This is a genomic window from Mesorhizobium sp. P160187, from assembly GCF_057766425.1.
Window position 1 is genome coordinate 830,799 of the sequence record NZ_JBYMDX010000003.1, and the last position, 19,478, is coordinate 850,276.

Consider the following 19,478-nt stretch of genomic DNA (forward strand, 5'->3'; position numbering starts at 1 on the left):
ACGAAATTCTTAATCCGTTACCGCGCGTTACCGCCGCCGTTACCGCTCTGTTCACGTCGCTTGACGCGCGCGTCAGCAAAGCGGTCCGCAGCCTCCAACACGGCGCGATCATACTGCTTGGTGGTGGTGGTTGCGCTATGCCCGGCGACCTTGCTGGCATCGTCCAGACTGGCATCGGATGCCCTGCCCTCGGTGATGCCTGAAGCCCGCAAGTCTCGCGCCCAAAGGGTCACCGGAAGACCTGCCACCTTGCGGTCGACAGACCAGCGCTGCGCGAAAATCGTGGCGCGCCAGGGCAAGCCGTTTTCCTCGGCCACGATGATCGGCCCCTTGCGCTTCTCGATCGGCCAGTGCTGCAGCTCTTCCATGACCATCGGCGCCTTCCTCAGCGAATAGGAAATGCTGAAGCCTGTGCTATCGGCGGTCTTGGATGGCGTGTAGTGCAGCACCATGTCGGCGTCGATGTCTTCCCAGCGAAGGCCAAACCATTTCAGATCCCGGTCGGCGTCAAGCACTTCGGAAATTCCGCCCATGTCCATCGGCCACCACTGGCCGATCACGTCCCACAACCGAAGCACCGTCTCGAAGCACAAGGCATAGGCGAGCGCCGACGAAGGCCGGCCGGCCTGATGCGCTGCCGCGCGCGCCGCGATGATCTGGGTGGCGGTGGCGGACTGTTTGCGGGGCTTGGGGTGCGGGAGCCTCTTTGCAGTCTCGCGCATGACGACCGACAATTCCGAACAGCCGGGCAAGCGCATCATGATGCCGAAGCTGACTGCAGCGAAAAGAACGGCGCGCGCGGTCGACGCAGCGGCGAGATAACGCCCGTTCTCCGACCAAACGTCATGCCAGTCGATGAGGTCAACGCCGGTTGTTTCGTCAAGCCGGACGCTGCCTATGTGGCCCTTCAGGTTCTTCAGATAGTGGTTATAGGGCCGCAGCGAACCGGGTTTCAGCTTCCGGTATGGGCTGCGCTTGTGCGTCTCGTAGATGGTCAGGAGCGACTTGATCGTTCCGTCGAACTTCAGAGGGTCGGCACGGTAGCCGGTGCGCCATAGAAGCATCTCGGCTTGGAGCGAATGGCATTTCGCCTTCAGCATCTCCGGCTGATCGGCCAGATAGTAGAGGTTCACCGTTTTCGGGATGTAGCCGTTCTTTACGTCATTTTCGTCGGCAACCCAGTGCGGCACTCGGCCGCCAGCGCGCTTGATCCATTTCAGACCTGGGGCCTTTGTCGCGTCTTCGTTTTCCATTGGCTTGCGTCCGCTTTGCCGGGTGGCGCTGTTGCCGTGGTCGAGCCGGTTCCAAGGTAATTTTCATAGAACCGCTGCACCAAGGCGACCGGGCGCCCTCCGTGAAATTCATCAATAGCCGGGAAACCGGGCTTGTTGGCAAGGGTCGGCAGGCGCTCGCGCATCCATTTGCCTGCTTTATCCTTCCCGACGATGGCCTCTGCGATCTGCTCGTCCGATGCGAACATGGGCAGATCGTCGAGGGTTGCCCCGGCGCGGGTCATCTGCCCGCCCTCGCGCAGGTCCAGAACCACAGGCCGGCTTTGTCACAATGTTGCTGTGCTTTCGAAAAATTGCTGAAATCGCCGTTCATCCGGCGCGCTCCATCGATTGGCAAGCGTCTTCGAGCCGATTGGTTGAGCCGTTCAGCGCTTCGCGTATCGGCGTCAATGTGCCGTCATCATCCAGATCTGACGTGTTGCCCAGGGCCAACCAAATGGTGCGCAGTTCGTCTCGCACTTGGTGAAGCTGGTCGATCGCTGAGAGCGGGACAACCCGGCCGCCTCCTAGTGGATCGCCCTCCCCGCTGAGCAACCATTCCCACCGGACGCCATAGCCAGCCGCATACAGGCGGGCGACTTCATAGTCGAAAGCGCGGTTTCCGCTCTCGTGGCCCGCATATGTGCCGGGCGGCACTTTCAGCGCTTCGGCGCCGCCGCTGACGGTGTGGATACCGGCCTGAGTTCTCGCCCAGGCCAGCCGCGCGCCAGCGGTCTTGATCTTGCTCGTAATGCTGACGACTTGGATCACTTCGCACCTGCCTTCGGACCTTCATGGCCCTCAAGCGCATCGGTAACGGGTCCAAGGAGTTCGTCGGCGGCGGCAAGAGCATCAACGATGCTGGTTGCCATATTCACATGGCCGCCTTCCTGGATCGCCCAGGCCGCTGCACCGCAAACCCGGACGATTGCAGCCGCTTGGATGCAGCAAGACATTATCTGATCTGCAGACATGTCTCTGTGATCGATGAAGCGGCTCATTTGCCACCTTCCCGGGTAAGCTGCCAATCGATGTCCCCGGCAATCCTGGCCAACTCCGCGACAACCGATGCAGGGCTGTCGGTGCCCCCGTCATACTGGCCGACTATGATCCCAAACTTAAGTTCGCCTTCGTCTCGGGTGCTGACTGGCCTTTGCAACACGGCCTCGCGTATGTCGTCGATCTCGCAGCCGATATTGTTGCGGAGGAACTCTAGTATCTCGCCAGCTTCGTTGTACGGTTGACCGTCATCCGGGCCGTTGAAACGAGGCTGCTCCTGAAGACCGCTGAGAACTTGGGCGACAGTGGTCAGCGTCTCGACGAGTGCCGACAGTTGCTTGAGCGAGAGAAGGTCGGTTTTGAAGCCGAGCGGGTGCGCTGGGCGGCTCATTCCGCACCGCCTTCCGACTTGCCCATGGTTTTGACCACGGCAACCATTGTCGCAGCGTAGCGGTTGACCTCGCCCAGGAAACCGATCTCGACGCCGGTCAGATGGTTGCGGGACGGCAAGCGTTCTTCCTGCCGGAGTCGGCACATATCGTTGACGATGCAGCCGAGAAGTGTGGTTGCGCCGTTGGTCGGGTGACGGCCGATGAAGTCGAGATATTCGCGCGCCAGTTCATGGCCTTTGTCGCAGTCCTTGCCGAAATGGCCGGTTGCGTCGACATTCCAGTAGCAGATGCCACCGCCGGCATCGCGGCCTTTGCGGTGCATAAACGACAGGGTGTCAGCCTCATGCGCTATCTTCGCAGCGGGGCGACTAGTTTGAATTTTCGCCGATGCGGTGTTATGTAACGCCTTGGTCATCTTCAATATCCTTTGTCGGTGATCGTGGGGAGCCGCCGTGCAAGGCGGTTTCATTTCGAACGACGATCAGATTGAGCTTGCCGGCTCGCTGGTCGTCGTTTTCGTTTCGTCCATGCGGTTACGGATGCACCGCACGATTTCAGAATTTTGAGAACTTCCGTTCCGCGCGGCCTGCGTGGCGATGAATGCCTTTACGTCTGCCGGCAGTCTCACCAGAAATTTCGGGTCCGCCCGACTCATGTCCTTTCCTTCCCGTTAACCAAGACGGAATATAGCACCGTGCTAGGTTGCGAGCAATAGCACCGTGCTATATATCCCCAGCCTATGGCGCGCGAAGATCCCCAGATAAACATCCGGCTACCGGCGAACTTGAAAGAGCGCCTGGAGGAGCGCGCCGAACGCAACAACCGCAGCACCACCGCTGAAATCGTCGCTCGGCTGGAACAGTCCTTTCTCGGCCCCAAGCATCCGCCGTCGATCACGATCCGCTTGGAGGCGTTGCCGTTTGGGACGCCTGCCATCGACGTATCTATCGGCACATTCTTTTCCGACCTGTCGAAGACGCTGAAAGAAAGCGTCGAAAGCATTCGCGCCGCTGAACGGGTCGAACGGCTTGCGGAGCGCGAGCGCGCCGCAAATAGCCTCGAACCCGCACAAGATGCCGGTATCGACGACGCAAGAATCGTTGTCTCGGTCGCGGCGGAAAATACCGAACGGCGCCGACTAAAACGGTTGGCCAAGCTCGAACGCGACGCTGCCGCCGCTAAGGCAGCCCAAGACGATGAAAGCGGCGAATAGCTCACGCCGCGCAATCCTTCAGCAGAAACGTTAGCACCTTGTGGACGGCGCGGGTGTCGGCCGCGTTGCTGAATTCGCCGCCGTCGTAAACGCCGGGCTGACTGTTGAGATAGTGGCACCAGCCCCAAACCATCGCGGCGACCCGCGCCCCATCCATGGTCTCGGGCGTGAGCGTCAGGATTCGGTCGGAGAGCTCCGAGCATCGATGGAATGCGGCCGCAATAGAGGGGTCTTTGTCGAAGTCCTCTCCTGAATCGCTGAAGGCGGCGCGCTCGTCCGCCCAGGCCTTGCGGAATTCGACGCCAAGGGCGATCAGGTCAGCGTCAGTATGCATAAGGCTTGATAAGGGGGTGGGGTTCATTGAAAGCTCCATCGGATGCGATGGATACTATTCAAGCACCGCTTAACCATATAGTCAAGCCACGCTTAACACCTTTTCAAGTTTGGCTTCACCTTGTTCGGCGCCGGAACCTTCGATGCTCGTTCATTGTCCCGACAATTCGGCCAGGATTCTTGGCTGAGATGGTCAGCGTAGGATAGTCGGGGTTGAGCGGGTAAAGTTCGATGATCGGCTGGCCGTTGTCGTCCAAGCCGCGCGGGCGGTACTTCTTGAAAGTTGCCTCTTCCTCACTCTCAATGGCGGCCACCACGCAATCGCCAGGCAGAGGCCGAAGGCCGGTGTCGACTATAATCACGTCGCCGCTCTGAAATTCGGGAAGCATGCTGTCGCCATCGATTTCCAAAGAAAAGGCGTATCCGGCCGGCTCCCAATGGATTTCAAAAGCTTGGGTATCTGGGGGCAGTGGCTGCTCGGCAATGACTGGTGACCAAGAGCCTGCTGTCACGCGGCTGATCAGCGGCGCGGCGAAAACCTTGCCTTCCGCTTTGAAAGGGAGCAACTCGCGCCGGCCACCAGCTGGGGCTAGATCGATACCCAGCAAATTGCTGAGCTTGATCAATCTGCCTCCAGTCGGCGTGGTGGTGTCACTTTCCCATTGGGATACAGCCTGAAGACTTACGCCCATGGAATTGGCGACCGAGGCCAGCGTCAAATCCTTCGCCTTGCGCGCGGCTTTGATGGTTTCCCCCAAGGTCATGAAAAAATTCTCCGTTTCAATTCAAGAGACTAAAGTCAGACTTGATTAATTCAAGCAAGCTGCACTTGAACTTATGGTTAAGCCGTGCTTGAATTTCACTTCGCAATTCGAGCCAGGGGTGCAGAACTTCATGAGTGATCCGGACGGAAAGAGCGGCCTCGAACTGGCCGTTGAAGCAATTGGCCAGGCCAAGAAGCTTGCCGAGATGCTGGATATCACGCCGCAGGCCGTAAGCCAGTGGAAGCAGATCCCGCACGACCGCGTGATTGCAGTCGAGCGGCTGACAGGCATCCATCGTGGCCGCCTCCGTCCCGACCTGTACCCGCCGGAACTGCCGTCAGTTGATTTGGTGCGAGCATCGGCATGACGGCGGCGCAATGACCAGCGGCGTTTTCGCGGTGTCTCGCGACATCTTCGAACATCATTTTTTCGCGGCGGAACCGTTCACCGAGCGCGAGGCATGGGTTTGGCTGATCCGCGAGGCGGCATGGAAAGCGCGGCGCGTTCGGGTCAAGGACGGCATGGTAGCGTTGAAGCGCGGCCAGCTCGCGTCATCGGTCAGGTTCATGGCCGATCGCTGGCAATGGCACCGGTCCAGTGTCGACCGCTTTCTAAAGCGTCTAAAAACCGAGACAATGATCAGCATCTCCGTCGAGACAGGGCAGAGCGTCATAACTATCTGTAAATACGACACTTATCAGCGCGTCAGCCTTCCAGCCGAGACAGCTAGCGAGACACCAAGCGAGACGACCGCGAGACAACCCCGAGACAAACAAGAAGACATTAAAGGCATTGAAGGCATTAAAAAGAAGAACAACGCGCCTTCGGCTGTGGTCGACAAAGTTCCCCCTCAAGCCGTCCAACCCAACCCGGCAGAAAACAAGAATGACCGCGAGGGCGGGCCGGATTGGCACGGGTCGGCCGAAGAGAAGTTTTATGCCGCCCTGCCCGGATGGCAGAAAGCCGGAGTGCCGCGCGGGATGCTGTTTCAGATCGGCGAGCATCTTGGCGGCGACTTCGATCAGTTGATTGACATCGCTGGTCGAGCCGCGAGCGCCAAAAAGCCAAAGGCCTATCTCGGCGGAGTGCTGAAACAATACCGCCCCCCGGCGCCGGCAAAGGTCGATCCCAAATTACCGGCATGGATCACAGACGCGCGCTGCCAGGGTTACCCGGTCGAGCGGGAAGGCACGTACTGGCGCTTCGCTGGCGGCCTCTACGACGACACCAAGCAACAGGTCGGCAACTGATGCGCGAGCTGAGCGAACTCGGAATTTTCATCAATGATCGCGATGGCGAGCAGCGGACTACCTGCCCGTCTTGTTCCCCGCATCGCCGGAAGAAAAAGGACAAATGCCTTGCTGTCAGGATCGACGGAACCGGAGCAACCTACTTCTGCCACCACTGCGGTTTCAACGGTGGCGTTCGAACAGGGCAAGCTTTCGGCGGCGGCAAAGGACTACGCAAAGACGGTCCGGGGCATAAGCGCGACGACTTTGGCGCAGCTCGGCGCCGCCTCAGGAACGGTCTACTTTCCTCGCCGTCTTGAACGCAAAAGCGAGGCCGTTTTCTTCCCCTACACGCTCAGCGGCAAGCGGGTGAACTACAAGGCCTGCGCCTTCCCAGAGAAGGATTTCATCGGCGAGAAGGGCGGCAAGCTTTGCTTCTACAATCTCGACCGCGTGTTGGCCGCGCCCCCCGGCGATGTCTACATGGTCGAAGGCGAATGGGACTTGGCCGCCATGGTCGAGGCCGGTTTACCGATCGGCCGGATTCTGTCTGTGCCAAACGGCGGCCGGGAGAAGAAGGAAGGCGCGGACGACAAGCCAGCGGAGCCCGCCGGCTATGAGTACGTCGAACAGGCTCTGGCGCGCGGCCTCGGCAAGCACAAGCGTTTCATCTGGTGCGGGGACATGGACGACACCGGGCTTTCGCTCCGGGCGGACATGGCCCATCTGCTCGGCGCCGCCAAGTTCTGGTTCATCGACTGGCCCGAAGGTATCAAAGACGCCAACGACATGTTGCGCGCTGATGGCATCGAAGCGCTGAAAGACCTGGTCACCAATGGTGCGTTGCCGTGGCCGGTCGCCGGTCTCTACAGGCTCGCGGAACTGCCGGAGATGGCGCCGATCCGAGCTTGGGAGGTTCCCCGCATGCCGGCCTGGCGCGGCAAGATCCTTTTCGCGCCCGGCACCATGTCAGTGGTCACCGGTCACCCTGGCCACGGCAAGACGGCAGTGATGGCGCAGGTTTGGGCCGACATCGCCGACAAATACGGGCTGGTCATCGCCACGGCCACGTTTGAGACGCGGGCCAAGCCACACTACCGGCGCATCCTGCGGACGCTGCATGCAGGCCGTCTGGAGCGAGAAATGACGCCGGAAGAAATCCGGTACTCGGACCAGTGGATAAACGACCACTACCTGTTCATGCAGCACCCGGAGCAGACGCCAACGCTAGGCTGGCTACTTGAAACGGCAGAGGCCGCGGTGGTCAGGCACGGCGCATCAGTGGTGCAGCTCGACCCATGGAACCGACTGGAAAGCCAGCGCGAGGCTCGGGAAACAGAAACCGAATACATCGGCCGCTGCCTGACGGCGATCTACAAATTTTCGCAGGACATGGGCTGTCACGTCCAAGTGTTGGCCCATCCGGCGAAAATGGACGGGCCGCGCAAAGGTTCGCCCCCGGAGCTCGACGACATAGCCGGCTCAAAGCATTGGGACAACCGCGTTGACCAGGGCTTGGTCGTGCACCGCCCGAAGATGTTCGACGAGGGCCAACGCTGCACCGATGCGGTGATCTTCCACAAGAAGACCCGCTTCGACGAGCTGGGCCATCCCTGCAAGCTGAAGATCAACTTCAACATCCAGAACGGGAGGTTTGAAGATGCCGAATAAGGAAAAATCCGAGCGGCTTCCGTGGTCTGTTGAACAGGCGTTGCTTGTCCACACGAGCATCAATCTCGCGGCCCGCGACGCTGTAATCGGCATCTGGTGCGAGTTGCCAGACAAGACTTGGTTGGCAATGAAACCCGTCCTGGAGCGGTGGATAGCGATCGGCAACGCCAATAGGGCGGATCTGCGGCGGATCATTGACGAGGTTGATTACCGGCGCCGCGAATTTCCCCGAGGCCTGACACTTTCGAACGACAACAAAGGGCGTTGCCATGACCGTGATTGAAGCTTCGGGCGGGGGCTGGATTGTGGTTTCTCGCGGCGAAACCTTGGCGGGGCCGTTTCCGACCAACGCGGAAGCCTGGCGCGCGGCTGATCGCATCGAGGGCTCGCCCATATCGCCAGCCGAAAAGCGGGCTGACTGGATCTCGAACAAGATCCTGTCGAGCGGGCCGGCAGAAAACGGGTTGCAGGAAAACCCGTTTCCCACCCTTCCGAAGCAGACCCGGCAGGAGAAGAAACAGGCCGCTAAGAAACGGCGGACGAAAGAGCGGCGGACGCCCGCTGCAGCAAAGGCTCCGAAATGGCTGCGGACAATAGCGGCGACTGACTTCGACCCGAAGGGAAAGCGCAATTATCGGGATGCGCAGCTCGGGACATTTGGCGCGGCATCGCCCGTCCGCCACATCAGTCCAGCGGAATATCTAGCGGCAAGCGAAGGGAACGAAAATTGAGCGGTTCGCAAGCGTTCGTTCACCAATCTTTCGGCTACCGGTGGGCAGACACCGAGAATGTCGGGGAAAGCTCGGCGCGCTTGGTCGTTGTCCACAGCGAGGCCTGCAACCAAGCAGCCGCGCACTCATGCAGAGGCGTCCCCGCTCAGGTTGAGCTGCGTAACAGGAAAAACTCTGTGGAACTTCTCAATGGTATTGCCGCGATCTCAACAACCGGCCTCAATCCACGTAAGCCCAGCACAGGTGAGCCGATCTGCGAGCGCGTAGATCCGTCGGCCCTATTCGTCGACCATGAGTACCAGCGTGCTATTGGCGAAAAAGGCCACAGACAAATCCGGCAAATCATCGAGAGGTTTTGCTGGACGAAATATAAGCCGCCGATCTGTGCCTACGCCGAGCATGGCGGCAAAACTATCTTGAAGGTGCTTGACGGGCAGCACACTGCAATTGCAGCTGCGAGTAATCCTCATATCGATCTTATCCCGGTGATGATCGTCGACGCGCCCGACACCCAGACCCAGGCAGCGGCATTCGTCGGTCAAAACACTCAGCGGCTTGGAGTTACCGCACTGCATCTCCATCACTCTGCGGTCTTAGCGGGTTTTGAGGACGCTGTGGACGTTGACCGTACCTGTCAGCGGGCCGGGGTCAAAGTTCTTAAGAATCTGCCCAAGTCGGGCAAATATCAGCCTGGCGATACGATTGCGATTTCGGCCATCAGGGGCCTCGTCGCCCGTCGTGAACCACTGGGAGCGCGGATCATCCTTGAGGTCTTGGCCAAGGCTCATTTGGCACCCATCACCGCAACTCACATCAAGGCTGCCGAGTACGTCATGACCGACAGTGAGATGTCGATAAAGCTCGATCCCGATGATCTGTCGAAAACGATAGGCGATCTGTACCTGTCGGCCGAAGACGAAGCGAAACTAATGGCGAAGACCCATCGCACGTCGGAATGGAAGGCGCTCGGATCAATCTGGTACCGCAAGACAAAGAAGAAGCGACAGGTGATGCGCTTGGTCGCCTGAAACGGCGCGCCGCGGCGAATTGACGGCGCGGCGCACCCCAACGGAGTTTCGTATGACGAAAGCAGCAAAGAAAACCAAGCCGACCGCGCCAAAGATGCGCAAGGGTGAGGCCGAACAGGTGAAAATCCGTCGCGACCTCGGCCATGACTTCGCTGTCCAGACGGATGATTACGGGCGCGATCGGCTTATCGCCGGGACGGCAGAAGCGCGTCGGGTCTACGATGTCAGCAATGGCGGCTATATCAGCACGGGTGGCATAGCCCGGGTTCGCAAGGTCGATCCCCTCAAGGGCATCTCGAGCCTGACGTACAAGCAGCGGGAGGCCGGTACTCGCTATCGCGCTGACTTCGAACTGGCCACGCGCGAGGGCCTGAAGACCATGGGCATGGGCGAGCGCGTGGACGGAGGGCGGTCCGGAGCGAGTGTCCCGGCCAAGCTGATCGACAACCATGCTGTCATGGCGCGGGCGCGGCAAGCTCTGGTCTATCCCGAGATACTGGCTGTAATCGATGCGGTATGCGGTCTCGGGATGTCAATCAAGGAAGTGGCGCAGCGGGAGAACGTGGTCCGAGACATTCCCGCCCAGCTTTTGCGCATGGGTCTGGAACGCCTCGTTTTCCACTACGGGTCGCAGTCAGCAACGCGTCACAACAGTTGAAACGTGCCGTCACGTATGGTAGATATTTGGGCACGGTGACGATTTGCGCCGGAACCCGCCTAAGTCAGGCGGGTTTTTTGTTGAGCAGCGAAGCAGGAAGCTCCTCCAGAGACGCGGTTCGCTCTTCTTGCAGCCTGACCGTCTCAAGTGAGCGTTGGCTCGATCCCCGGCGGGTTAAGCCTTATCCGCTGACCGGCCGCAAAATTCCTGGCAAATTCTTCGTTCTCAAAAAAGATGCTGGGTGGTTTCGCCGTTCTCAAAAATCTGCACCGCCCATTTGCCGTCGATGCGTTCGATACGAACACCAGTTGTCTTATCGTCCAAGTCGCCACTCCCACACACGAGCTCCAACAAACCATAGCGTCTTAGAACGCACAAGTTCCTGCATGCGCTCAGACCGCAAGGTGCCTCAATGCCCGCAAAAGAGCTAACCCCGAAGCAAGCGCGCTTCGTCGAAGAATTCATGATCGACCTGAACGCCACACAGGCGGCAAAGCGGGCCGGCTACAGCGAATTGACGGCTCAGGTGCAGGGATCGCGCCTATTATCGAATGTTATGGTTGGCGAGGCCATCGCAGCGAGGCAAGCGGCCATCGCGCAGAAGCTCGGCGTCACTCAGGAACGCATCGTGGCCGAGTTGGCAAAGATAGCCTTTTCTGACATTCGCAAGGCGGTGCAGTGGGGCCGCAGCCCGATCGACACGGAATCGGAGAACGCAAAGCCGAATGGCCTAGGCATCTATCCGGTCGAGCTGGTCGGCAGCGACAAGATTGACGACGACACGGCCGCCGCAGTGTCCGAGGTTTCGCTCACCCAAACCGGTATCAAGATCAAGATGCACGACAAGAAATCGGCGCTGGTCGACCTGGGCAAGCATCTCGGCATGTTCAAGGAACGCGTCGAGCTCACTGGCAAGGACGGCGCTGCGCTCGTCCCCGTGGTCAATGTCCGCCTCCGCAGCCGCAGCTGAAATCAATCTCGACCTGCACGACAAGCAGGCGCTGGCATTCGAGACGGAAGCAACCGAAGCGCTCTATGGCGGTGCTGCTGGTGGTGGCAAGTCGCACCTGATGCGCGCGGCCGCCATCACGTGGTGCGCCGAAATCCCAGGCCTTCAGGTCTATCTCTTCCGCCGCATCCGCGACGACCTGATCAAGAACCACATGGAAGGCCCGGAAGGCTTTCGCCAGATGCTCGCCGGCTGGGTGGAATGCGGGTTCGTCACCATCGTCGAGGATGAAATTCGGTTCTGGAACGGATCGAGGATCTACCTTTGCCACTGCAAGGACGAGAAGGACCGTTTCAAATATCAGGGCGCTGAAATCCATGTGCTGCTGATCGACGAGCTGACCCACTTCACCGAAGTGATTTATCGGTTCCTCCGCAACCGCGTGCGCATGGTCGGGATCAAGGTTCCACCGCAATACGCCGGCCGGTTCCCGCGCATCCTGTGTGGCGCCAATCCGGGCGGCATTGGTCACCAGTTCGTCAAGGCAACATTCATTGACGGCGTGCTGCCGCTGAAGGTGTACAAGGCCGAAGTCAGCGAAGGCGGCATGCAGCGTCAGTTCATCCCTGCGCAGCTCGAAGACAACCCGTCGATGAACGACAACGATCCCGGCTATGAAAGCCGGTTGATGGGTCTCGGTTCGGAAAGCCTGGTGCGCGCGATGCGCTATGGCGACTGGGATGTGGTCGAGGGCGCCTATTTCGACAACTTCGAACGACGCCGGCATGTCGTCAAACCGTTCACAATTCCAGACCACTGGACACGCTTCAGGGCGGGCGACTGGGGCAGCGCCAAGCCCTTCTCTTTCGGGTGGTATGCGGTGGCGTCCGACGACACGATAGTGCCGTCTGGCGTGGCTGGCGCGCCCGGCATCGTCATTCCGCGCGGCGCGCTCATCAAGTACCGCGAATGCTATGGCGTGAAGATCGACAAGTCGGGCCGCTATCTGCCCAACACCGGTCTGAAGCTGCATGCCGAAGCAGTCGGCGCCGGTGTCCGGCAGCGCGATTATGACGACACCATTAGCTATGGCGTGCTTGACCCTGCTGCCTTCAGCCAGGACGGCGGGCCATCTCTCGCCGAGCGCATGGCTAACGGGACCAACTCCAACGGATCGACCTTCCGACGCGCCGACAACAAGCGAGCGGCTGGACGCGGTGCCATGGGCGGCTGGGACCAGTTGCGCGGCCGACTGACCGGCGACGAGGACGGCCGTGCGATGCTGTTCTTCTTCGAGACCTGCATCCACACGATTCGGACACTGCCGGCGCTGCAGCACGACGAGGCGAACCCGGAAGACCTCAACAGCGACCAGGAAGACCATGCGGCCGACGAGACGCGCTACGCGTGCATGTCGCGGCCATGGGCAGCCAAGACCAAGACGCCGGCTCCCAAGGTGCCACAGGGCTATGTCCAGCTTCCCGGCGTGCCTGACGACGGCAACGGGCGTCGAAGGATTCGCATATGATCAACGACACTGAAGACGAGATCGACAACACTGCAGATGATGCGGTCGACCCGTCGCTGAAGCCGAAGGCCTCCAAGGGCTGGCTGAAGCTGATCACGGATCAGGAGAAGGCCGGCTTTGCCGACTATCAGACACGGTGCACCAACATCCAGAAGCGGTATGCCGATCTGGAGCGCCTGGCGAACGTCACCCGAGACCGCGAGTTTCAAATCTTCTGGGCCAATATCGAAGTCCTGAAGCCTTCCATGTATTCCCGCCCACCGGTTCCGGTGGTCGCGCCGCGCTTTCAGGACAGGCGGCCGCTCCCGCGCACGGCATCGGAGCTTGTCGAGCGCTCGACGGCGGTGACGTTCGATCGGCAGAACATTGACGGCGTGATGCGGCTGGTGCGAGACGACCTGGCCACGATTGCGCGCGGCTGCATGTGGATCCGGTACGAGACCAAGAGCCGAGAGAACGGCTACACCGAAACCGTCTGCATCGAGCACAAGAACCGTCGCGACTTCGTGCATGATCCCGCCCGAAACTGGAAGGAAGTGGACTGGGTCGCGGGCGGCGCATGGATGACGCGCAAAGAGATGCGCAAGCGCTTCAAGGCGACGTCGGGCAACGCCTATCAGGATGCCGAGTTCGCCAAGCGCAAGGACGACAAGAACAACACCGACGGCAAGCTGAAGGCGCGGGTCTGGGAACTGTGGTCGAAGTCCGAAAACAAGGTGGTGTGGCTGTCACCGGGCGTTGATGTCGTGCTGGACGAGGGCGCGCCGCACCTGACGCTGGAAAACTTCTTCCCGTGTCCGCAGCCGGCCTACGGGACGTTGCAGCCGGAGAGCCTTATCCCGGTCCCCGATTACGTCTTCTACAAAGACCAGATCGAGGAAATCAACGACATCACCAACCGCATTTCGGCATTGACCGAAGCGCTTCAAGTGCGCGGCTTCTATCCGGCCGGCGCTGGTGAAATCGGCGATGCGATCGAGGCTGCGGTTAAGACGCGCGATCCGCGCCAGATCATGGTTCCGGTCAGCAACTGGGCCGCGTTCGGCAATGGATCGGCCAAGGACACGGTTGTCTGGCTGCCGACCGACATGGTGGCGTCGACCATCACGCAGCTGATCGCGCTTCGCAAGCAGCTCATCGAGGACATTTACCAGATCAGCGGCCTGTCGGACATCATGCGGGGCGAGAGCAACCCGAACGAAACGCTCGGCGCGCAGCAGATCAAGACGCAATACGGCTCTGTCCGCATTCGCGACCGGCAGAACGAGCTGGTGCGCATCGCTCGCGACGCGGCGCGCATCATCGCCGAGGTGATGGCAGAGAATTTCCAGTCGAAGACGCTGCTGGAAATGAGCCAGATGGAACTGCCGAGCGATGCCGATATCGCCAAACAGGTAAAGCCGCTGGAGGCCCAGGCCAAGAGCATCGAGAAGGAATTGCAGGGCGCGTCGAGCGATCCTGAAGTCGCCGCGATGGCGAAGCAGAACCCGGAAGCCGCGCAGCAGATCATGCAGCAGGCTCAGGGCCAGATTGCCGAGATCGCCAATCAGATCGAGGAGCTGAAAAAGACCGTCACCATCGACCAGGTGATGGACTTCCTGCACGACCAGAAAATCCGGCCGTTCAGTCTCGACATCGAGACAGACAGCACCATCCAGCCCGACGAGAACGCCGAGAAGCAGCGCCGCAGCGAGTTCCTGACGGCACTGGCTGGCACGCTCGCCCAGCTTGGCCCGATGGTGCAGGCGCAACCCGAGACGGCTCCCTTTGCTGCCGAGGTGCTGAAGTTCGCCATGGCGCCGTTCCGTCCCGGTCGCAGCATGGATGCGACGATCGACGAGTTCGCCGAGCAAATGAAGGCGATGGGTTCCCAGCCTAGGCCAGATCCCAGTGCAGGTAAGGCCGAAGCTGACGCCAAGGCCAACGAAGGCAAGATGGCGGTGGAAAAGGCCAAGTCTGACGCCGCAATGGCCAAGTCCCAAAGCGACGCGGAAATCGCCAGGACTAAGGCGGAGGCCGATATCGCCAGGATCAACGCCGATGCCGCGCAAAAGCAGCGCGAGGCCGATATCCGCATCCGCGAGATCGAGGCGAACGCGGCCGCCGCAGCTCAGAAGCACGAGCAGGACATGCAGAAGGGTCAGCTCGAAATCGAAAAGCTGCGCCTTCAGGTGCTCGGCCAAGCGCAGAAGAACGCCGCGCCTCAGCCAGCTGCTGCTCAACTTTGACAAGGACAACACCATGCCAGTCAGTGCTGATGAACTCTGCCGGGGCGGGATGTCATATCCGGTGGCGGTCGAAGTAGCCCGCCAGATGAATGCTGGCCTCACCAATGGCAACGTCGACCGGCTTATGTCCGTTGGGGTGCCTGGCGAGCAGGCAAAGGAACTGGCCAAGCAGATCAACGCCGGTGTCTTCGATGCGCACAAGCTTGCTTTAAGCAATGTGAACCCGGGCGTCGCAACTCTGCTGAAGCGGACCAGCGGCCTGTGATGGCTTACACGTGGATCAATCTCGGCGACGGCCGGCAGGTTTTCCGCAAGGTGGATACCACCAAGCCGAAGCGCTCGCATCTATCGGCGCCAATGATCAATTCGGACACCATGTCCGAAGTCCAATCAATGCACGACGGCAAGGTCTACACCTCGAAATCGGCTCTTCGCGCGACTTACCGCGCCGCCGGGCTCGAGGAAGTTGGCAACGATCCGGCACGGCTGCGGCCCCGCAAGCGTCCGAAGATCGACCGTAAGGCGATCAAAGAAACAGTGCTGAAAGCAAAAGCCCGATTTGACCGCGGCGAACGGGTCCGGGCGCCGTGATCAGCGCCGGCCTCGCCAACGCGATCGAGGCATCATTCAAAGCCAGTCGCCTCGATATTGGCCAGCAGGCTGTCTTGTGTGTCGCCATGATTGAGGGCGCGCTGTCCCTGATCATCCCGAACGACATTCAGGCGAAGATGGAAGACAAGTTTCTGCGCGGCATCACGCGCGAGCACATTGACCAGGCGCTGGAATTGATGCGCCAGGACCACCAGTAACCAGCAATCCCTCAGACGGAGCAATCCCATGGAAGACTTGAACGGAGGCGCTTCGGCGCCCGCCGAAATCTCGACTGTTGCCGACGACGTGCAGACGCCGACTCCGATCAGCACCGAACCAAACACCGCCGAGCCCAAGCCGGAACCGGAAGCGAAGAAGGCCCCGACCGCTCGGGAAGCGCTGAAGGCAGCGGCCGAAAAGGTCAATGAGAAAGCCAAGGCCGAAGGGACCGACACCGGCAAGAAACCTGCGCCGGTGGAGACCCAGCCCAAGCCGGGCGAGAAGGCTGCTGACAAGACCGACAAGACGCTTCCCGATCCGAAGCCTACCAAGCACGCGAACACCACTCAGCAGCCTGCCAAGCCGGCAGAGACAGCCAAAACCGAGTCCGGCAAGACGCAAACCAGCCATGCCGAGGCGCCAGCGCGCTTCAAGAGCGATGCCGCTGCGATGGCCGAATGGGAGAAGGCTCCCGACCCGGTCAAGGCGGCCGTTCACCGCTCGATCCGCGAGCTTGAAGCCGGCATCGAAAAGCACCGCGTGCCAGCGGAGGAATTCGAGAAGGTCCGTGACTTCCACGAACTGGCCACCAAGAACAACACCACGATGCGCGATGCGATGACGCGCTACACCAATCTGGAGCGGACGCTACTCTCGGACCCGCTGAAGGGCATTGAAGCCGTTTGCGACTATGCCGGCATCTCGCTTCGCCAGCTCGCTGCGCATGTCATGGGCCAGAAGCCGGACGAGGTGCAGGGCCAGAACGACGCCACCATCCAGCAGCTCAAGCGCGAGATCGAGACCCTCAAGCATAGCGTCGGCGGCGTGACCAGCACGATGCAGCAGCAGCATGTCGCAACGATCGACGCCCAGGTGCAGAAATTCGCGGCTGACAATCCCCGTTTTGAGGACCTGGCCGAAGACATCGCCTTTTTCCTGAAATCAGGCAAAACCGCCAATCTGGCCGAAGCTTACAAGCTCGCGGAAATGCTCAATCCCGACCCGGCCGCATCGACAACCACAGTTTCAGCAGCGCCTCAGACGCGCACCGCTCAAGACCCGCAGGCTCAGACCCTGAAGGGCCAGAAATCCATCACAGGCGCGCCCTCGGCTGGCTCAGACCCGGCAACGAAGCGGGCTTCCACCTCAATCAAGGATTCGCTCCGGCGGGCTGTGTCCCAGATCGGATAATCCATCGCAAAAAGGAGGGCCGAAATGGCTCTTACTTCCGTAGAAAAGAACCAGGAGATTTTGTCTCTGGCGCTTGAGGATCGAGCCTCGGGTTACCAGGACCTGGTCTCCAATTCCAACGCCTTGCTCAACGTGCTTAAGCGCAAGGGCAAGTTCAAGGAATACTCCGGCCCGAAGATCCGCCAGCGCCTGCTCTATACCAAGACGGGTTCGGCGGTCTGGTATAACGGCTTCGACTTCCTCAACCCGGTTCCGGCCGAGTTGTTCAACGACGCCGAATACTCGCCGAAAATGTGCGCGGTTGCCGTCACTCTCGCGAACGAGGACATCCTCAACAACGAGGGCGAAAACCAGCTCATGGACATTCTGGAGTCTCATATCGAGGCTGCGGAAGGTGAGCTGCAGGACGAGGTCGATATCTCGCTCCACGGCAACGGCACTCGCTTCGGCGGCAAGGAACTTGGCGGCCTCCAGCTCGCGGTTCCGACTGTGGTCAACTCCGGCGTCTATGCCGGAATCGACCGCGGCGCCAACGCGATTTGGCGCACTTCAGTGTTCGACGCGAACTCTGCCTTCCCGGCTATCGGAACGCAGGTCACGGCGACCACCATTCGCCCGATGCTCAACTCGATCATGACGCAGCGCTCGCGTGGCACCAGGGCCGCCGATCTCCTGCTGATGTCGCCGGAGCATTACGCGGCCTATGACGCGGCCACCGTGGCAATCCAGCGCGTCAACGATGTTTCTGGGCTCGGCAAGCTCGGCTTCACGTCGCTGAAATACTTCGGCGCCGGTCGCTCTGCTGAAATCGTCCAGGAAGGCGGCATTGGTTCCAACATGCCGGCGAACACGACCTATGGTCTGGACACCGACACGCTCTGGCTCCGCTACCACCCGGAACGAAACTTCAACAAGATCGGCAAATCCATGATGCCGATCAATCAGGACGCAAATGTCCAGTACATCGGCTTCATGGGCGAACTGACGATGAACAATCCGCTGTTCCAGTGGAAGCTCATCGACAGCAACCCGGCCGCGTAAAGGAGAGGATCCAGAAAAATGGCTTACGTTCCTCACACTCCGCACCTCGGTCTCCCGCCGATCGCCGCAACGCTCCCGGCCTCTACGGCGGCCGGGCGCTCCACTCCTGGCCCTTGGCTGGGTCAGATCATCCAGGCGCAAGATCCGGTCTACGGCGTCGGCGAGTTCATCTATCTCGCCGGCGTCGCCACCACCGGTGTCGGCTCGTGGGTGCTCTACAATCCTGACGACTGGTCGACGGTGCTCCTCGGCCCCGACATGATCGGTTCCGTTGCAGTCGCCATGTCCGCGAATGTCGCCAGCCAGTTCGGTTGGTATCAGATCAAGGGCAAGGCGATCGGCAAGGCTCTGGTCGGCTTCCTCGACAATGCCAACGTCTACGCCACGGCGACCGCCGGCAGCGTCGACGATGCTGTTGTCGCTGGCGACCGCGTCAAGAACGCCAAGGGCGCTTCTGCGATCGGCGTACCGTCTGCCGGTCTCGGCGAGTTCGAGATCGATCGACCGTACGTCGACGACGCTCTGGCCGCGTAAACGGGCCAATTCCAACAGGACACTGAAACGGGGGCTTCGGCTCCCGTTTTTCTTTGCACCCTCTCAGACAGGAGTTTCGCCATGAGTGCGAACCTGAACATCGTCAACGTCGTTTTTCGAAATCACGTCATCCCCAACGAACAAGCCAGCAGGTCCGCCGGCCGGCCGATCTTCACCGATATGGAGGTCTGCGACCTTTCATTCCCGGCAAACCGCCAGACCAAGGCGACCTATCCGGCACATGATGCCGAACCGAACGCCACGCGCGAGAGCATCGCGGCCGGCGGCGGTCTCGTCACGTATGCGCAGCTCTACAACAAGCAATATCTCGCCTTCAAAGACGGAACCTCTCAGCCGCTCTCCGGCACGCCGCTGTCCGAAGCGCCGTTCCTGAAGGAAGGCAAGCGCCGCGAACTGAAGGCTCTCGGCGTCCACACAGTCGAGCAGCTTGCTTCGCTGGACGGCACCCCGCTGAAGCAGCTCGGCATGGGCGGACGCGAACTGAAGAACCAGGCGCAGGCTTATCTCGACAATGCGGCCGGCAGCGCCGACATCGTCAACCTTGCGGCTCAGGTCGCGGCCCTGACCCAGCAGTTGGCGGATGAACGCCGGCTGCGCGAGGAGTTCATGCAAGCGGGAAAGCCACTGGAGGGCGCCAGCGCGACGGCCAAAGATACCGCCGCCGACGATGAACCCGGCGACGACGACGAGGAAACTAGCGAGGACGAGGACGGCGACGAAGAGACCGAGCCGACCACGCCGCCAACCGCTGCCGAAATCGAGGCGATGGATGATGAAGCTCTGAAGGTCTACATCGCCAAGGAAACCGGCAGTCGCCCTCGCGGCAATCCGAACCATGACACCTTGGTGGCCGCCGCCAAGGAACTGGCGATGGTGGACTGATCCCA

27 protein-coding genes are annotated in these 19,478 nt (G+C 60.5%); 18 read left to right on the plus strand and 9 right to left on the minus strand.

Translation table 11 applies throughout. The features are described from left to right. Positions 1 to 17 precede the first annotated feature (17 nt). The 7 genes from AC3CCE_RS07335 to AC3CCE_RS07365 form a co-directional block, all read right to left on the minus strand. Positions 18 to 1,253: an integrase gene (locus AC3CCE_RS07335; protein WP_352534055.1), complete on the minus strand. Its 1,236-nt coding sequence runs from the start codon at positions 1,251 to 1,253 to the stop codon at positions 18 to 20. Then, entirely contained in the window at positions 1,217 to 1,546 is a 330-nt protein-coding gene (locus AC3CCE_RS07340; RefSeq protein ID WP_023820563.1) for a hypothetical protein, read from the minus strand. Before AC3CCE_RS07340 ends, AC3CCE_RS07335 begins: the two co-directional genes overlap by 37 nt. Before the next feature lie 55 nt (positions 1,547 to 1,601). Next, entirely contained in the window at positions 1,602 to 2,042 is a 441-nt protein-coding gene (locus AC3CCE_RS07345) for a helix-turn-helix domain-containing protein (protein WP_352537099.1), read from the minus strand. Next, positions 2,039 to 2,272: a hypothetical protein gene (locus AC3CCE_RS07350; RefSeq protein WP_023820561.1), complete on the minus strand. Its 234-nt coding sequence runs from the start codon at positions 2,270 to 2,272 to the stop codon at positions 2,039 to 2,041. The genes AC3CCE_RS07345 and AC3CCE_RS07350 overlap by 4 nt, the downstream gene beginning before the upstream one ends. After that, positions 2,269 to 2,661, minus strand: coding sequence for a hypothetical protein (locus AC3CCE_RS07355; RefSeq protein ID WP_352534051.1), 393 nt, complete (start codon positions 2,659 to 2,661; stop codon positions 2,269 to 2,271). The genes AC3CCE_RS07350 and AC3CCE_RS07355 overlap by 4 nt, the downstream gene beginning before the upstream one ends. Then, positions 2,658 to 3,077, minus strand: a complete 420-nt coding sequence (locus tag AC3CCE_RS07360; RefSeq protein WP_352624869.1) for a hypothetical protein — start codon at positions 3,075 to 3,077, stop codon at positions 2,658 to 2,660. Before AC3CCE_RS07360 ends, AC3CCE_RS07355 begins: the two co-directional genes overlap by 4 nt. Positions 3,078 to 3,143: 66 nt before the next feature. Then, positions 3,144 to 3,317: an Arc family DNA-binding protein gene (locus tag AC3CCE_RS07365; protein ID WP_081731199.1), complete on the minus strand. Its 174-nt coding sequence runs from the start codon at positions 3,315 to 3,317 to the stop codon at positions 3,144 to 3,146. 84 nt (positions 3,318 to 3,401) lie between these two features. Between AC3CCE_RS07365 and AC3CCE_RS07370 the strand changes: the two genes are divergently transcribed. Continuing rightward, on the plus strand, positions 3,402 to 3,875 hold the full coding sequence (locus tag AC3CCE_RS07370; RefSeq protein ID WP_352534047.1) for an Arc family DNA-binding protein: 474 nt from the start codon (positions 3,402 to 3,404) through the stop codon (positions 3,873 to 3,875). Position 3,876: 1 nt separating this feature from the next. Here the strand turns inward: AC3CCE_RS07370 and AC3CCE_RS07375 are convergent, their stop codons facing one another. Both AC3CCE_RS07375 and AC3CCE_RS07380 read right to left on the minus strand, forming a co-directional pair. Next, positions 3,877 to 4,236, minus strand: coding sequence for a hypothetical protein (locus AC3CCE_RS07375; protein ID WP_155921514.1), 360 nt, complete (start codon positions 4,234 to 4,236; stop codon positions 3,877 to 3,879). Between the two features lie 88 nt (positions 4,237 to 4,324). Further along, positions 4,325 to 4,972, minus strand: coding sequence for a LexA family protein (locus tag AC3CCE_RS07380; protein WP_023820555.1), 648 nt, complete (start codon positions 4,970 to 4,972; stop codon positions 4,325 to 4,327). Between the two features lie 130 nt (positions 4,973 to 5,102). Here AC3CCE_RS07380 and AC3CCE_RS07385 point away from each other — a divergent pair, with 130 nt between their 5' ends. The 17 genes from AC3CCE_RS07385 to AC3CCE_RS07465 all read left to right on the plus strand — a co-directional run bounded on the left by AC3CCE_RS07385 (position 5,103) and on the right by AC3CCE_RS07465 (position 19,473). Next, positions 5,103 to 5,339 (plus strand): transcriptional regulator, encoded by a 237-nt coding sequence (locus AC3CCE_RS07385; RefSeq protein WP_023820554.1) that lies wholly within the window; start codon positions 5,103 to 5,105, stop codon positions 5,337 to 5,339. A 10-nt stretch (positions 5,340 to 5,349) separates the two neighbouring features. Next, complete coding sequence (locus tag AC3CCE_RS07390; RefSeq protein ID WP_050589090.1) at positions 5,350 to 6,222, plus strand: hypothetical protein; 873 nt, start codon at positions 5,350 to 5,352, stop codon at positions 6,220 to 6,222. 33 nt (positions 6,223 to 6,255) lie between these two features. Continuing rightward, positions 6,256 to 7,872: an AAA family ATPase gene (locus AC3CCE_RS07395; RefSeq protein ID WP_352624872.1), complete on the plus strand. Its 1,617-nt coding sequence runs from the start codon at positions 6,256 to 6,258 to the stop codon at positions 7,870 to 7,872. Then, positions 7,862 to 8,155: a hypothetical protein gene (locus AC3CCE_RS07400; RefSeq protein ID WP_352534043.1), complete on the plus strand. Its 294-nt coding sequence runs from the start codon at positions 7,862 to 7,864 to the stop codon at positions 8,153 to 8,155. Before AC3CCE_RS07395 ends, AC3CCE_RS07400 begins: the two co-directional genes overlap by 11 nt. Next, entirely contained in the window at positions 8,142 to 8,603 is a 462-nt protein-coding gene (locus tag AC3CCE_RS07405; RefSeq protein WP_352534041.1) for a hypothetical protein, read from the plus strand. Before AC3CCE_RS07400 ends, AC3CCE_RS07405 begins: the two co-directional genes overlap by 14 nt. Positions 8,604 to 8,779: 176 nt before the next feature. After that, on the plus strand, positions 8,780 to 9,631 hold the full coding sequence (locus AC3CCE_RS07410; RefSeq protein WP_352499011.1) for a hypothetical protein: 852 nt from the start codon (positions 8,780 to 8,782) through the stop codon (positions 9,629 to 9,631). Positions 9,632 to 9,683: 52 nt separating this feature from the next. Then, positions 9,684 to 10,289 (plus strand): DUF6456 domain-containing protein, encoded by a 606-nt coding sequence (locus tag AC3CCE_RS07415; protein WP_352499010.1) that lies wholly within the window; start codon positions 9,684 to 9,686, stop codon positions 10,287 to 10,289. A gap of 463 nt (positions 10,290 to 10,752) precedes the next feature. After that, the gene (locus AC3CCE_RS07420; RefSeq protein ID WP_488377119.1) at positions 10,753 to 11,259 is read left to right on the plus strand and encodes a terminase small subunit; all 507 of its coding nucleotides are present in this window, start codon (positions 10,753 to 10,755) and stop codon (positions 11,257 to 11,259) included. Next, positions 11,234 to 12,766, plus strand: coding sequence for a terminase large subunit domain-containing protein (locus tag AC3CCE_RS07425; RefSeq protein WP_352624875.1), 1,533 nt, complete (start codon positions 11,234 to 11,236; stop codon positions 12,764 to 12,766). The genes AC3CCE_RS07420 and AC3CCE_RS07425 overlap by 26 nt, the downstream gene beginning before the upstream one ends. Further along, the gene (locus tag AC3CCE_RS07430; protein WP_352537093.1) at positions 12,763 to 14,994 is read left to right on the plus strand and encodes a hypothetical protein; all 2,232 of its coding nucleotides are present in this window, start codon (positions 12,763 to 12,765) and stop codon (positions 14,992 to 14,994) included. Before AC3CCE_RS07425 ends, AC3CCE_RS07430 begins: the two co-directional genes overlap by 4 nt. Positions 14,995 to 15,007: 13 nt before the next feature. Then, entirely contained in the window at positions 15,008 to 15,259 is a 252-nt protein-coding gene (locus AC3CCE_RS07435; RefSeq protein WP_156939134.1) for a hypothetical protein, read from the plus strand. After that, entirely contained in the window at positions 15,256 to 15,585 is a 330-nt protein-coding gene (locus tag AC3CCE_RS07440) for a hypothetical protein (protein WP_488377120.1), read from the plus strand. Before AC3CCE_RS07435 ends, AC3CCE_RS07440 begins: the two co-directional genes overlap by 4 nt. Next, positions 15,582 to 15,803, plus strand: a complete 222-nt coding sequence (locus AC3CCE_RS07445) for a hypothetical protein (protein WP_352534033.1) — start codon at positions 15,582 to 15,584, stop codon at positions 15,801 to 15,803. The genes AC3CCE_RS07440 and AC3CCE_RS07445 overlap by 4 nt, the downstream gene beginning before the upstream one ends. 28 nt (positions 15,804 to 15,831) lie before the next feature. After that, the gene (locus tag AC3CCE_RS07450; RefSeq protein ID WP_352534031.1) at positions 15,832 to 16,995 is read left to right on the plus strand and encodes a hypothetical protein; all 1,164 of its coding nucleotides are present in this window, start codon (positions 15,832 to 15,834) and stop codon (positions 16,993 to 16,995) included. Between the two features lie 24 nt (positions 16,996 to 17,019). Then, positions 17,020 to 18,036: a phage major capsid protein gene (locus tag AC3CCE_RS07455; protein ID WP_023831661.1), complete on the plus strand. Its 1,017-nt coding sequence runs from the start codon at positions 17,020 to 17,022 to the stop codon at positions 18,034 to 18,036. A gap of 18 nt (positions 18,037 to 18,054) precedes the next feature. Continuing rightward, positions 18,055 to 18,570: a hypothetical protein gene (locus AC3CCE_RS07460; RefSeq protein ID WP_352534030.1), complete on the plus strand. Its 516-nt coding sequence runs from the start codon at positions 18,055 to 18,057 to the stop codon at positions 18,568 to 18,570. 81 nt (positions 18,571 to 18,651) lie between these two features. Then, positions 18,652 to 19,473: a hypothetical protein gene (locus AC3CCE_RS07465; protein WP_352534028.1), complete on the plus strand. Its 822-nt coding sequence runs from the start codon at positions 18,652 to 18,654 to the stop codon at positions 19,471 to 19,473. Positions 19,474 to 19,478 lie beyond the last annotated feature (5 nt).